At 44.4% G+C, this 13,362-nt stretch carries 14 protein-coding genes; 11 read left to right on the top strand and 3 right to left on the bottom strand.

Annotated features, from left to right (window positions below; all coding sequences use genetic code 11):
- Window positions 1–114: 114 nt before the first annotated feature.
- The 11 genes from lptE to lipA all read left to right on the top strand — a co-directional run bounded on the left by lptE (window position 115) and on the right by lipA (window position 10,136).
- Window positions 115–768, top strand: a complete 654-nt coding sequence (gene lptE, locus BCU07_RS02080; protein WP_017067144.1) for an LPS assembly lipoprotein LptE — start codon at window positions 115–117, stop codon at window positions 766–768.
- A 12-nt stretch (window positions 769–780) separates the two neighbouring features.
- On the top strand, window positions 781–1,806 hold the full coding sequence (gene holA, locus BCU07_RS02075) for a DNA polymerase III subunit delta (RefSeq protein ID WP_102428255.1): 1,026 nt from the start codon (window positions 781–783) through the stop codon (window positions 1,804–1,806).
- Window positions 1,807–1,870: 64 nt separating this feature from the next.
- Window positions 1,871–2,188, top strand: a complete 318-nt coding sequence (rsfS, locus tag BCU07_RS02070; protein WP_004735247.1) for a ribosome silencing factor — start codon at window positions 1,871–1,873, stop codon at window positions 2,186–2,188.
- 3 nt (window positions 2,189–2,191) lie between these two features.
- Window positions 2,192–2,662 carry a 23S rRNA (pseudouridine(1915)-N(3))-methyltransferase RlmH gene (gene rlmH, locus BCU07_RS02065; protein WP_065584443.1) on the top strand — a complete coding sequence of 157 codons (471 nt, stop codon included), beginning with the start codon at window positions 2,192–2,194 and terminating at the stop codon, window positions 2,660–2,662.
- Between the two features lie 6 nt (window positions 2,663–2,668).
- Complete coding sequence (mrdA, locus tag BCU07_RS02060) at window positions 2,669–4,561, top strand: penicillin-binding protein 2 (RefSeq protein WP_017062333.1); 1,893 nt, start codon at window positions 2,669–2,671, stop codon at window positions 4,559–4,561.
- Window positions 4,561–5,682 (top strand): rod shape-determining protein RodA, encoded by a 1,122-nt coding sequence (gene rodA, locus BCU07_RS02055; protein ID WP_017062334.1) that lies wholly within the window; start codon window positions 4,561–4,563, stop codon window positions 5,680–5,682. Before mrdA ends, rodA begins: the two co-directional genes overlap by 1 nt.
- Before the next feature lie 3 nt (window positions 5,683–5,685).
- Window positions 5,686–6,525: a septal ring lytic transglycosylase RlpA family protein gene (locus BCU07_RS02050; RefSeq protein WP_048615264.1), complete on the top strand. Its 840-nt coding sequence runs from the start codon at window positions 5,686–5,688 to the stop codon at window positions 6,523–6,525.
- 93 nt (window positions 6,526–6,618) lie between these two features.
- On the top strand, window positions 6,619–7,800 hold the full coding sequence (locus tag BCU07_RS02045) for a serine hydrolase (protein ID WP_017067140.1): 1,182 nt from the start codon (window positions 6,619–6,621) through the stop codon (window positions 7,798–7,800).
- A 232-nt stretch (window positions 7,801–8,032) separates the two neighbouring features.
- Window positions 8,033–8,311: a DUF493 family protein YbeD gene (ybeD, locus tag BCU07_RS02040; RefSeq protein ID WP_026084358.1), complete on the top strand. Its 279-nt coding sequence runs from the start codon at window positions 8,033–8,035 to the stop codon at window positions 8,309–8,311.
- A gap of 195 nt (window positions 8,312–8,506) precedes the next feature.
- Window positions 8,507–9,166, top strand: a complete 660-nt coding sequence (gene lipB, locus BCU07_RS02035) for a lipoyl(octanoyl) transferase LipB (RefSeq protein WP_004737632.1) — start codon at window positions 8,507–8,509, stop codon at window positions 9,164–9,166.
- A gap of 4 nt (window positions 9,167–9,170) precedes the next feature.
- A complete protein-coding gene (lipA, locus tag BCU07_RS02030) occupies window positions 9,171–10,136 on the top strand; it encodes a lipoyl synthase (RefSeq protein ID WP_017059920.1) in 966 nt (321 codons plus the stop codon).
- A gap of 204 nt (window positions 10,137–10,340) precedes the next feature.
- Here lipA and BCU07_RS02025 read toward each other — a convergent pair whose 3' ends face one another.
- The 3 genes from BCU07_RS02025 to BCU07_RS02015 all read right to left on the bottom strand — a co-directional run bounded on the left by BCU07_RS02025 (window position 10,341) and on the right by BCU07_RS02015 (window position 13,330).
- A complete protein-coding gene (locus BCU07_RS02025) occupies window positions 10,341–11,702 on the bottom strand; it encodes a sodium-dependent transporter (protein ID WP_017059919.1) in 1,362 nt (453 codons plus the stop codon).
- Window positions 11,703–11,991: 289 nt separating this feature from the next.
- Window positions 11,992–12,768, bottom strand: a complete 777-nt coding sequence (locus BCU07_RS02020) for a YggN family protein (protein WP_017064179.1) — start codon at window positions 12,766–12,768, stop codon at window positions 11,992–11,994.
- A gap of 88 nt (window positions 12,769–12,856) precedes the next feature.
- The gene (locus tag BCU07_RS02015) at window positions 12,857–13,330 is read right to left on the bottom strand and encodes a GreA/GreB family elongation factor (RefSeq protein WP_017059917.1); all 474 of its coding nucleotides are present in this window, start codon (window positions 13,328–13,330) and stop codon (window positions 12,857–12,859) included.
- Window positions 13,331–13,362: the final 32 nt, after the last annotated feature.

Genomic DNA, 13,362 nt, shown 5'->3' with positions numbered 1-13,362 from the left:
CAGGGTAGCTAATTGCCCTGTCTACTTATTTAAGCGCTTTAGACTTGAGCCTAACCACTCAAACGAACTAAAGCCTTTAAATAAGTATTCTACCTTCATGAGAGCCATCAAATAATGCGCCTGATTTCACTATCTTCATTGAAAGTTACTGTTGTTGTTTTAACCGTCAGCCTATTAAGTGCCTGTGGTTTCCACCTACGTGGTGATTACTCCGTACCAGAAGAACTCAACAAGATCTCCGTAACCAGTTACGACCAATACAGTACGTTTACACGTATGATGAAAGGTCAACTGCGCATGAATGATGTAGAAATTGTGCCACCGGCTGAGAATACACCTAACCTGCATATTATTAGTGAGAGCGTAGGTGAGCGAACTCTGTCTCTATACCAAAACACTCGTGCAGCAGAGAAAGAACTGACATTCCGCGCTTCATACCGCGTAACTGTCCCGGATCTAGGCTCAAAGACGTTCTCAACCAGCGTAACCCGTAGTTACCTAGATAACCCGCTAACTGCACTTGCGAAGTCGGTTGAACGAGACATGATCGAAGATGAGATGCGTAAGTTGGCAACAAGCCAAATCCTTCGTCAGATGGCTCGTCTAAAAGCGAACATTGCAGCTGATAGCATGGACCTAGATGCACTAGAGCACGTTCAAGTGAAAGAACTCGAAAAGCAATACAACATCAAGAATGTTGAGATTGACGACGTTGAAATCGAACCAAGCACAGAACAACAACCAGAGCTCAGCGAATCTGCTCAATAATAGGTTTATTTGATGCGTATTTTTGCTGACCGCTTACCAGAACAGCTTGCTAAACAACTGAGCAACGTTTACCTGATCTTTGGTAATGAGCCACTGCTATTACAAGAAAGCAGAGAAGCGATTCAAAAAGCGGCTAAACAACAAGGTTTCGAGGAACGTCACCGCTTTGCGATTGATAACAGTATGAACTGGAACCAAGTCTATGACTGTACTCAAGCGCTAAGCCTGTTTTCTAGCCGTCAAATCATTGAGCTTGAGTTGCCAGAGTCAGGCGTCAATGCCGCAATAGCCAAAGAACTGTTGGCTATCTCTGAGCATATCCACAACGATATCTTGCTAATTCTTGTTGGCACCAAACTGACAAAAGCTCAAGAAAACGCTAAATGGTTCAAGGCACTCTCTAGCCAAGGGCATTGGGTAAGTTGCCTGACGCCTGATGTCAGCAGGCTACCTCAATTTGTTCAAGCACGCTGCCGTCAAGTCGGGTTGTCGCCAGATCCTGAAGCTATTCAGATGCTGGCGCAATGGCATGAGGGTAACTTGTTTGCACTCACCCAAAGCCTCGAAAAACTGGCACTTCAATATCCAGATGGAAAGCTAACCTTAGTGCGCTTAGAAGAATCGCTGAGCCGCCACAACCACTTCACTCCATTCCATTGGAGTGATGCCCTATTGGCAGGGAAAGGAAATCGAGCACAACGAATCCTGCGTCAGCTAGAAGCTGAAGGTGTCGAACCCGTCATTTTATTACGTAGCATACAACGAGAGCTTGCTCTGCTATTACAAATGCAGCAACAAATGAAACAGATGCCGATTGGTCAGGTATTCGAAAAACACCGTATCTGGCAATCTAAAAAGCCTCTTTATAACGCCGCGCTAACAAGAGTTTCGATTTCTCAATTACACTCTTTGTTCGCGTTGCTCACTCAAGCTGAATTGATGACAAAAACTCAATATGAGCAGTCGCCTTGGCCACTAATTCATCAGTTAAGCGTAGAGTTTTGTATCCCTTCAGCTTCAATACCATTTCACGCATAAAAGCGTGGTATATTCTAGGGTCGACAGCCCCTAAAAAGCTAAATTCAGATTAAAGGAACACCCCGTGTTACGTGAAGAACTAAAAGATTTTCTTGCAGACAAAGCCGACGACATGAAAGCAGAATCGATTGTGACTATCGATGTAGAAGGCAAATCAAGCGTTACTGATTACATGATTGTTTGTACAGGTACCTCTAAGCGCCATGTTGCTTCTATTGCACAGCATGTTGCTGATGAAGTACGTAAAGCAGGTATGCAGCCACTAGGCATGGACGGCCAGCAAGAAGGTGAATGGGTTGTTCTAGATATGGGCACAAGCATGCTTCACGTTATGCAAGAAGAACACCGTGAACTGTACCAACTAGAAAAACTTTGGGGCTAAGCTTTGAAGATCCAGTTAATCGCAGTTGGCACAAAAATGCCAAAGTGGGTTGAAGAAGGCTTTAAAGAATATAAACGCCGCTTCCCTCATGATATGCCATTAGAGCTCATTGAAATTACTGCGGGAAAGCGCGGTAAAAATGCGGATATTGCACGCATTCTTCAAAAAGAAGGCGAAGCGATGTTGGCAGCGGTTCCAAAAGGCAACCGCATTGTCACGCTTGATATCCCAGGTAAAAAGTGGGACACATCACAACTGGCAGAGCAATTGGAAAGTTGGAAGTTGGATGGACGCGACGTTTCTATCCTTATCGGCGGGCCTGAAGGATTAGCACCTGCATGTAAAGCGGCTGCAGACCAAAGTTGGTCTCTGTCTGCGCTTACTCTCCCTCACCCATTAGTACGCGTTATCATGGCTGAAAGCTTGTATCGAGCTTGGAGCATCACTGCTAACCACCCTTATCATCGAGAATAAGCGTTAATGTTACGTAAACGTAGCCAAATCCGTGATTACAAAGCAGAAGCACGACTATTTACTAATCGTGCTTTTGTTGCGTTTGCGGGGATCATAGTCATGATATCGATGTTGGTTGTTAATCTGTACAACATTCAGGTCAATCAATATCAAGACTATAAAACCCGCTCTAACGATAACCGTATCAAGGTCGTTCCAATCGCCCCTAACCGTGGTTTGATTTACGATCGTAATGGTGTACTTCTTGCCGAAAATCGCCCGGTTTTCAACCTAGAAATCACGCCAGAAAAAATCAAAGATATGGATGACACGCTCGTCCGTCTACAAGAATTAATCGAGATCCCGCCAGAGCGCATTGAACTATTTGATCGTGATCGTCGCAATTCACGACGCTTCAAGTCAGTACCTATTCTGAATCAGCTTACCGAAGAACAAGTTGCGATCTTCTCTGTAAATCAACATAAGTTCCCAGGCGTTGAAGTTACAGGTACGCTAAAACGTTTCTACCCTTATGGTGATGTGTTAACTCACGTGATTGGCTACGTATCGCGCATCAATGACCGTGATATGCAGCGCCTGGTTCGCGAAGAGAAAGACGCCAATTACCAAGCCACTCGCGACATCGGTAAACTTGGTATTGAGCGCTACTACGAAGACATGCTTCACGGTACCGCTGGCTATCAAGAAGTCGAAGTTAACAGCCGTGGACGAGTGATCCGTACTCTAAAATTTGTACCGTCGGTTCCGGGTAAAGATATCGTGCTCAACTTGGATATCAAGCTACAACTATACGTACATAAGTTACTGGATGGCCGCCGTGGCTCAGCTATCGTTCTCGACCCGAAAGACAATGGCGTGTTAGCCATGGTATCTAGCCCAAGCTACGACCCAAATGCATTCGTACATGGTATTTCGTCTAAAGGTTATAACGCCCTGCTTCAAGACAAAGACCGCCCTTTGGTTAACCGTGCAACGCTAGGTATTTACCCACCAGCATCGACGATCAAGCCATTCATTGCTGTTGCGGCTCTGCAAGAAGGTGTGATTACACCTAATACAACGCGTAATGACCCAGGTTATTGGAAGATCCCTAATTCAAAAACAAGACCATTCCGTGACTGGTTGCGTTGGGGACACGGGGTCGTTGATATAGAGAAAGCGATTGAAGAGTCAGTGGATACTTTCTTTTACCAAATTGCTTATGATCTCGGCATTGATCGCATATCCAAATGGATGATGATGTTCGGCTTTGGTGATTATACTGGCATCGATATTTATGAAGAAAGCAAAGCCAATATGCCAACTCGTGATTGGAAGATGGCAAGACACCGTGTGCCTTGGTACCAAGGTGACACCATCCCAGTTGGTATTGGCCAAGGCTACTGGACTGCAACACCCATGCAGATTGCAAAAGCCACATCAGTTTTGGTCAATGAAGGTGAAGTAACCGCACCTCACCTACTTCGTTCAACCATTGATAACGGTCGTCCATTCGATGAACAAATCATGTCGGACATTGAAACTTACCCACCGCTAACCGGGGTTAAGAAGAAGTATTGGGATATCGCTCAGGAAGGTATGAGGCTGGCTAACCACGGTAAGAAAGGTACGGCAAGACGTTCATTCCAGAAGATGTCTTACCAAACCGCTGGTAAATCGGGTACCGCACAGGTATTCGGCTTAAAAGAAGATGAAGAGTACAACGCGGATGAAATCGCAGAGCACTTACGCGATCACGCCCTCTTTACGGGTTACGCGCCTTTTGAAGATCCTGAAGCCGTCGTGACTATCGTTCTAGAGAACGCAGGTGGCGGTTCTTCTAACGGCGGCCCAGTAGTAAGAAGGATTTTAGACCATATTATCCTTGCAGAAGATTATCAAAGTGAGCCAATTAAATAATGAAACTTGATCCTTCAACTGGACGAAATAGAGCCCTATTCGAAAGGCTGCATATCGACCTGCCGCTTTTGCTTGGCATTCTGGTTTTAATGGGCTTTGCCCTGCTGATCATGTACAGCGCAAGCGGACAAAGCCTTGCGATGATGGACCGCCAGGCGATGCGCATGGCTCTGTCTTTAGGTGTGATGATCTTCCTAGCGCAAATCTCACCTCGTACTTATGAAACCTTGGCACCACTGCTATTTGTAGGTGGTGTCATCTTGCTATTGGGCGTGTTGTTCTTTGGTGAAGCCTCTAAAGGCGCCCAGCGTTGGTTAAACTTCGGCTTTGTTCGATTCCAACCGTCAGAGCTATTAAAGCTCGCGGTGCCTTTGATGCTGGCACGATTTATCGGTAAGCGCTCACTTCCACCAACATTCCAAACATTAGCGATCTCGCTAGTGATGGTGTTTGTACCGACGATTCTAATCGCAAAGCAGCCTGACCTAGGTACATCTATCCTTATCGCCGCATCTGGTATCTTCGTGATATTCCTGGCTGGTATCAGTTGGAAAATCATTGCTAGCGCCGCAATCGCATTAGGGGCATTTATCCCAATCCTATGGTTCTTCTTGATGCGTGAATATCAAAAAGTGCGTGTTAGAACCCTTTTTGATCCTGAATCAGATCCATTAGGTGCGGGTTACCACATCATTCAAAGTAAGATTGCGATAGGTTCGGGTGGTATATCAGGAAAAGGTTGGTTGCAAGGCACTCAATCTCAACTAGAGTTCATCCCAGAGCGTCATACTGACTTCATTTTTGCGGTCATCGCCGAAGAATGGGGCATGATCGGTATCTTGTTCTTGCTTGCGATCTACCTGTTTATTATTGGACGTGGCTTAGTGCTTGCGAGCCAAGCTCAAACCGCATTCGGTCGAATGATGGGCGGAAGTATTGTACTGAGCTTCTTCGTTTATATTTTTGTAAACATTGGCATGGTAAGTGGCATCCTACCTGTAGTTGGTGTTCCTCTTCCTCTAGTCAGTTATGGCGGTACTTCAATGGTTACCCTTATGGCTGGTTTTGGTATTTTAATGTCGATACATACACACAGAAAAGCATTCTCAAAGGCGACCTAATCGATGTCTATTACAACGTTTCAAAAAAAAGCATCCTTGGTTGAAGAGCTGCCAATCAAAAAAATAGTCTCTATCTTGGGGCTAGCGATTTTAATCAATGGTTGTTCTTCAAAGCAGCCAACAGGCCGCTACGATATTGATTCAGATATTGCACCAGACGCACCGATTTCGGTAGAGCATTTAGAAGATGCTCACCCTCAGTATGAACCTTATAGTTTAGGTGGTAATACGGATTACACTCTGCGTGGCGAAGACTACAAGATCGTAAAAAAGACCGAAGGGTTTACTGAGAAAGGCAAGGCCTCTTGGTACGGTAAGAAATTTCATGGTCACTTAACGTCTAACGGCGAGATCTACGACATGTATTCGATGTCAGCAGCTCACAAAACATTGCCAATTCCAAGCTATGTAAAAGTGACGAATACCGACAATAACAAAACCACTATTGTTCGTATCAATGACCGTGGCCCATTCCATGAAGGCCGAATCATTGACCTTAGTTATGCGGCAGCTTATAAGCTCGATGTACTGAGAACCGGCACGGCAAATGTTGAGATTGAAGTCATTACTGTGGCTATGCCAACCGACGCAAATAAAAAGGCCGCTTTACCGCAATTTATCATTCAAGTCGCAACATCTCCGCATGAAGATAGAACCGAGAAGTTAGCTAAAGATCTAGCCGAAAAGCTAGAAGTAGCAACGTTCTTGCAGCCAAATGATGACAACTACCGTCTGATGATTGGGCCATTTCATGACTATGCTCTGACTCAAGAAAAATTAGAACAAGTTAAGCTAATGGGTTACCCGTCAGCTTATATAAAAAAACACACCCTAACTCGCTAATTAATCTAACAGTTACTTCTGGTAATCAGCGCTCTGGTGTGACAGAGTGATTCTGTTAATATATGAATAGTTCACCAAATAATTGCATTCAAAATGATTAAATCTAATAAACTTGTTAAATCGATTTTTGCTACTTCTGTTGCTCTTTCTGCAACGATAGCTACATCGTCATTCGCCGCTCCTATTGTTGTTCCTGATGCACCTCAAATCGCCGCTAAAGGTTTTGTTCTGATGGATTACCATTCAGGCAAAGTACTAGCAGAGAAAGAGATGAATACTCAGCTTTCTCCAGCAAGTTTAACCAAGATGATGACGAGCTACGTAATTGGCCAAGAGCTAGAACGTGGCAACATCAACTTAAACGACGATGTTGTAATCAGTGAAAATGCTTGGGCTAAAAACTTCCCAGATTCATCTAAGATGTTCGTTGAAGTAGGTACAACGGTTAAAGTTGAAGAACTGAACCGCGGTATCATTGTTCAGTCAGGTAACGATGCTTGTGTTGCGATGGCTGAACACATCGCCGGATCTGAAGATGCATTCGTTGACCTAATGAACGCATGGGCAAGCTCTATCGGCATGAAAGACACGCACTTCGCTAACGTGCACGGTCTAGACAACCCGAACCTATACTCAACGCCTTACGATATGGCGCTACTTGGTCAGGCGCTGATTCGCGACGTACCAGACGAGTACCGTATCTACTCACAGAAGAAATTCACTTACAACGGCATCACCCAGTACAACCGTAACGGTCTGTTATGGGATAAGAGCATGAACGTTGATGGCATCAAAACGGGCCACACAAGCAATGCAGGTTACAGCCTAGTAAGCTCAGCGACCGAAGGCAAAATGCGCCTAGTTGCTGTAGTTATGGGTACCAAGAATGCTAATGCTCGTAAGACAGAAAGTAAAAAGCTGCTTAGCTACGGCTTCCGCTTCTTCGAAACAGTGGCACCACACACAGCGGGTGAAACCTTCGTAGAAGAGAAGATCTGGATGGGCAGTAAAGACACCGTTGCACTGGGTGTCGACGAAGATACTTTCGTTACGCTACCTCGTGGTCAAGCTAAGAACCTGAAGGCAAGCTTCGTTCTTGAGAAAGAGCTAGAAGCGCCAATCAGCAAAGGCGATGTGGTTGGTAAACTATTCTACCAAGTCGACGGTGAAGACGTTGCTGAATACCCACTACTAGCACTTGAAGATGTAGACCAAGGCAGCCTATTCAGCCGCCTATGGGACTACCTAGTTCTTCTGTTCAAGGGTTTATTCTAAACCAGCCAAAGGTTTGTTCTAGGTAAAACCTAAGCTTGTTGTATAGTTAACCTAATGAGTAAGTTCATGATTTACTCATTAGCGAACCAAAAGCCGCCATGTGCGGCTTTTGTTGATCTTGAGTTCGGCGATATTTACACGTAATATTCCGCATTATTACTCGTGTCTGTTGACCGAACACGCTTTTTATCGACATTTCGCCAATTTGCGAGAGTCTAGCCTTTTGGAGCTAATCATGAACATCAATTCTGATGCAAAACTAAAAGACCTCTTAGAGTTCCCTTGTTCATTCACTTACAAAGTAATGGGCCACGCTAAGCCAGAACTGACTGAGCTAGTACTAGAAGTGATCCAGCGTCATGCTCCTGGTGACTACAGCCCAACGCTAAAACCAAGTGCGAAAGGTAACTACCACTCTGTTTCTATCAATATTACTGCGACTTCAATTGAGCAAGTAGAAACTCTTTATAAAGAACTGGGCGAGATCGAAATCGTTCGTATGGTTCTGTAATCTCCGATTACACATGAAAAACAGCGGCTTATTGCCGCTGTTTTTGTTTAAAGCACCCTATCTAGCTCAAATTCATTCAACTTAATTTTCAATAAATACAAAGAAAGTTGAAAAACCTTGCAGTCCGTCTGTAGTTAGAATCATGTTTCGCGTTTATAATGCGTTCACTTTATTAATCCTTGAGGGAGTGCAGCTTTGCAAAATAAGCTAATCGTAAAAAAATTAGGCCGTCAGGATTACGAACCTGTATGGAAAGCCATGCATAAGTTCACAGACGAACGCACGGAAGAAGACGTAGACCAAGTTTGGTTGGTTGAACACAACCCTGTCTTCACTCAAGGACAAGCAGGTAAAGCTGAGCATGTATTAAATGCCGGTGATATCCCTGTAATACAAAGCGATCGCGGTGGCCAAGTGACTTATCACGGCCCAGGCCAATTAGTGGCTTACTTTCTGATTAACATCCGCCGCAAGAAATTCGGAGTGCGTGATTTGGTGACTCATATCGAGAACCTCGTAATCAATACTCTGAAAGCTTACAATATAGATTCAGCTGCCCGACCTGACGCTCCTGGTGTTTATGTCGATGGCAAGAAAATCTGTTCACTCGGATTACGTATTCGACGTGGCTGCTCGTTCCACGGGCTAGCACTCAACGTCGATATGGACCTGTCTCCATTCCTACGTATTAACCCATGTGGTTACCAAGGTATGGAAATGGCGCAGGTAAGCCAACTCGGCGGACCAAGTGAACTAGAAAACGTTGAGCAACAGTTAATACAAGAGCTCGTAGAGCTACTCGGCTATGACCAAGTAGACATTCAAGCCACCAGTAACATTACAGCAGAAGCATAAAATCATGAGCAAACCAATCCAAATGGAAAAAGGCGTTAAATATCGTGACGCTGACAAAATGGCATTAATTCCCGTAAAGAATATGCCTGCTGAACAGAAAGAAGTTCTACGTAAGCCTGAATGGATGAAGATTAAACTTCCTTCAGACAGTCATCGTATTCAAGAAATCAAATCAGCAATGCGTAAAAACAACCTGCACTCAGTTTGTGAAGAAGCGTCTTGCCCTAACCTAGCCGAGTGTTTCAACCACGGTACGGCAACGTTTATGATTCTTGGCGCTATCTGTACTCGTCGCTGCCCGTTCTGTGATGTTGCCCATGGTCGTCCTGTTGCTCCTGAAGCTGAAGAGCCGAAGAAACTGGCTAAGACGATTAAAGACATGAAACTGAAGTACGTTGTAATCACTTCAGTTGACCGTGATGACTTGCGTGACGGCGGTGCTCAGCACTTTGCTGACTGTAACCGTGAGATTCGCGAACTAAACCCAAATATTCGTATCGAAACACTGGTTCCAGACTTCCGCGGTCGTATGGACGTTGCGCTTGACCTAATGAAAGACAACCCGCCAGATGTTTTCAACCACAACCTAGAGACAGCGCCACGTCTATACCGTAAAGCGCGTCCAGGTGCGAACTACAAGTGGTCTCTTGATCTACTGAAGAAATTCAAAGAGCAGCACCCTGATATCCCAACAAAATCAGGTGTGATGATGGGTCTTGGCGAGACAAAAGAAGAGATCGTTCAAGTACTGAAAGACCTTCGCGAACATGGTGTGACTATGCTGACACTAGGTCAATACCTAGCACCAAGCCGTCACCACTTACCAGTAGAACGCTACGTGCCGCCTTCTGAGTTCGATGAGCTGAAAGAGATTGCTCTAGAGCTAGGCTTTACTCACGCAGCGTGTGGCCCGTTTGTACGTTCTTCTTACCATGCGGACTTGCAAGCTCAAGGTATGGAAATTAAGTAATCACGATTGCTTAACGAACAATGCAAAGGCGCTGAATATTATGTTCAGCGCCTTTTTTCTATCTTGTTCGTGCCACTATAGCTTTATATTTCGTGCCACTAAGCTTTATATAAAAACAACAAAGCCACTCTTTATGAGTGGCTTTGTGCTTAATATTTCAAGTTCAGAGGAGGTAATTTCAAAAAGCCCAGATAGGGTTCTGCATTAACCGAAAGATGCCCAGATAACCGTTGCTACCAAAATTGGGCACACAAACTTCACATACATTGGCCAAACCTTACCAAACCAACCAAGTTGAAAATCAGGACTGCCTTGTTCAAGCTCTTTCACTTTTGAAGCTCGGCTCCATACCCAACCACCAAACACACAGAACATCAGTGCAGCGACTGGTTGAAGATACTGAGTTGCAATCATCGCTACCATGCCAAACATCGCAGCAAAGTTGTAAACAATCACCACACTAAACAGCGCGATAGCACCACCAATCACCCAGCTTGTTGGCGTTCGTCTAGTATTGAAACGCTCACTCACTAGCGCAACCGGGCCTTCAAGCATCGAAATCGAAGAAGTCAGTGCAGCAATCGTTAGTAGTAAAAAGAACACAATCGCAAAGATCTGTCCAAGCACACCTAAACTATCAAACATCAACGGCAAAACCGTGAATACTAGAGTGTCAGAGCTTAATAGTGAGCCGTCTTCAGCGTAGATTTGAACGCCTTTTTGCATCGCAACAAACATTGCTGGCATCACCACTAATCCAGCAATAAAAGCGACAGCAGTATCCACCAGAGTTACGTTCATCGCCATTTTTGGTAGGTTCTCTTTCTTGCTTAAGTAAGAGCCATAAACCAACATCGAGCAACCGCCAATAGTGAGTGAGAAGAACCCCTGTCCCATTGCCGCCAGAATCAGTTTTCTATCCCACACTTTCTCAAAGTCTGGAATAAGGTAATGTTTTAGGCCTTCCATCGCGCCAGATTGCGTCATGATGTAAACAAACAATAAGCCAAATAAAACAAACAGCGCAGGCATCAAACGAGTCGACCACTTCTCGATGCCTTGCTTAACACCGCCCTGCACAATCAAGATAGTCAGTACATAGAACGCGACGGTACCAAATACGTTGCGCTCAACACTGAAGCCCTTAAACCAATCAGCAATCGCTTCTAGGCCGATAAGATCCGCGACCGCACCAATTAGGAAACAGATCAACCAGCCACCAACAATACTGTAAAACGCCAACACTGCGCTTGGTACACTCAGTCCAACCCAACCGACAAACTCACCGACTTTCTTACCCAAAGGGTTTGTCGTCAAAGATCGCATGCTATCAACTGGGTTTGCTTGGCCGTGACGGCCTATAGCCATCTCAACCACCAACATAGGGAAAGCAACCACGAAGATCATGATCAAATAGACTAAAAGGAAAGCGCCACCACCGTTGCTAGCAACTTGAGTCGGGAAACCCCAAATATTACCCAAGCCAACCGCTGCACCAGCCGCTGCTAAAATAAAACCTAAACGAGAGCTAAAGTGCTCTCTTGAAGAGGAAGATTGTTGGTCCATATCGCCCGCATTAAAAATCAGTGAACTAGTTGAGAAGTACAGTAATAAAAAGCAATGATAGGCACAACCAATAAATGAACAATTCTCTGATTTTTACAATCAATGCGCTATTTAGAACAACAAAATTAACAAAAAACCAGTCTTATCGTTCAATTATAAGCAACAAAGCGAAGCAGTAGGCTTAAGAAGGAAATGGATTGAATTGAGATAAATACTCGCCGTGTGGTTCCATTTATACAAACAAAAAGAGCACCGACCGGTGCTCTTACTATTCATCACTAGACTCGAATTAAATTGTGAAGACTTGGTAATCTTTTAAGTTCGGAATGATTTCATGCAGTTCTTGCTCTTGTTCTGCCATCTCATCAAGTGAATCACAGAACTCATTCGCTTCCTCCTGTACTTGTTGAGAGTGTTCTTTCATTCGCTCTTCAACTTTCAGCTTTAATTCAGCCATACTGTCAGCCAGTTCAGTCAGGTTTAGGCCACCGTCTTGTTTCATTTTTTCTGACATCGCATTAAAAGCGCTAGAGATAAATTCTTGGTTAAAGATTTCTTTCGCCTTCTCGAAATCTTCAGACCAGCCATTGGCCATCGAATCAAAGCTTTCTGCAGGTAACACTAATTCGCCATCTTTGTAATAACGCGCTTCCAGTTCTGCAAAGTAGGTTTTCATCGATTCTTTTACATTATCAAATGACTCAGGTGAATCCAGGCTAGCCGCGATATCATCAATCACGTCATTGGCTAACGCTAAGCTATCGTTCGCCATTTGTTTCGCTCGAGGTAAGTACTCACTCATATTTTCGCGGTATTTCTCAATCGCCGCTTGTTGGTCGGCATCAAGCTCAACCTTCTCACCATGGATATAGAGGTCGTTGTTATCATCAAAAACGGCCGTATCACCATTCACTTGATGGATTTCGACTTTTTGATCATCGATTCTTAGTTCATTCTTCAAATCAACTCGACACTGAGCAGCAAACGTTGGCAGGCTCACAACTGCCATCGCCGCAGTTAACGATGCAATTAATACACTGTTTTTCATAAATACATAGCTTTTCATAACATCCTCTCATCAATCTGACAGATTACTATACCCTTGGATTATGCCTCTTTGTCAGAGAAACGTTTTATATCTATTAGTCAGTTAGTTAGTCGATAGAGATAACTTCGTAGCAAAACTGCTTATCAGCGACTTTAAATTCAATCTCATCGCCAACTTCTTTACCCATTAGAGCCTGACCAAAAGGTGCATTTGCCGTCACGATGGCAATCTCATTCTCATTCCACGTGACAGAAAGTCCGCCGACTCTCGGCCCCATAAAAAAGTGTTTATATTGATCATGCTCGTCAATGACCACAACGTAACTGCTCACCGTAACCTTCTCACTATCACGCAACACTAAGTTACGATAACACTGAATATCGTCTTCACACTCTTGTACCCTCACCGCTTGACCATGGGCGAGATACGAAGCTTCTAATGCCAATGTATCGTACTTATGTTCAGGCACTGTCTCTTCATCTGTCGCAGCATCAATAGCGCGTTGAGTAGCAGATTGTGCGATACGTAATCGGGATTCAAGTTGCTCTATGATTATTTGGCGAAGCTCAGACTTATTCATACTATTGGGGTGCTTTTCTATAGGAGCTACAG

Origin of the sequence: Vibrio sp. 10N.261.54.E10, assembly GCF_002877735.2 — a bacterium.
Taxonomy (GTDB): Bacteria; Pseudomonadota; Gammaproteobacteria; order Enterobacterales; family Vibrionaceae; genus Vibrio; species Vibrio crassostreae_C.
Note: the sequence above shows the minus strand (reverse complement) of the source record. Positions and strands in the feature narration are given on the sequence as shown.

Coding starts and splice junctions, on each gene's coding strand:
- lipA (WP_017059920.1), top strand. CDS start 9,171: ATGAGCAAACCAATCCAAATGGAAAAAGGCGTTAAATATCGTGACGCT.
- mrdA (WP_017062333.1), top strand. CDS start 2,669: ATGTTACGTAAACGTAGCCAAATCCGTGATTACAAAGCAGAAGCACGA.
- holA (WP_102428255.1), top strand. CDS start 781: ATGCGTATTTTTGCTGACCGCTTACCAGAACAGCTTGCTAAACAACTG.
- BCU07_RS02020 (WP_017064179.1), bottom strand. CDS start 12,768: ATGAAAAGCTATGTATTTATGAAAAACAGTGTATTAATTGCATCGTTA.
- BCU07_RS02025 (WP_017059919.1), bottom strand. CDS start 11,702: ATGGACCAACAATCTTCCTCTTCAAGAGAGCACTTTAGCTCTCGTTTA.
- BCU07_RS02045 (WP_017067140.1), top strand. CDS start 6,619: ATGATTAAATCTAATAAACTTGTTAAATCGATTTTTGCTACTTCTGTT.
- BCU07_RS02015 (WP_017059917.1), bottom strand. CDS start 13,330: ATGAATAAGTCTGAGCTTCGCCAAATAATCATAGAGCAACTTGAATCC.
- lptE (WP_017067144.1), top strand. CDS start 115: ATGCGCCTGATTTCACTATCTTCATTGAAAGTTACTGTTGTTGTTTTA.
- BCU07_RS02050 (WP_048615264.1), top strand. CDS start 5,686: ATGTCTATTACAACGTTTCAAAAAAAAGCATCCTTGGTTGAAGAGCTG.
- rodA (WP_017062334.1), top strand. CDS start 4,561: ATGAAACTTGATCCTTCAACTGGACGAAATAGAGCCCTATTCGAAAGG.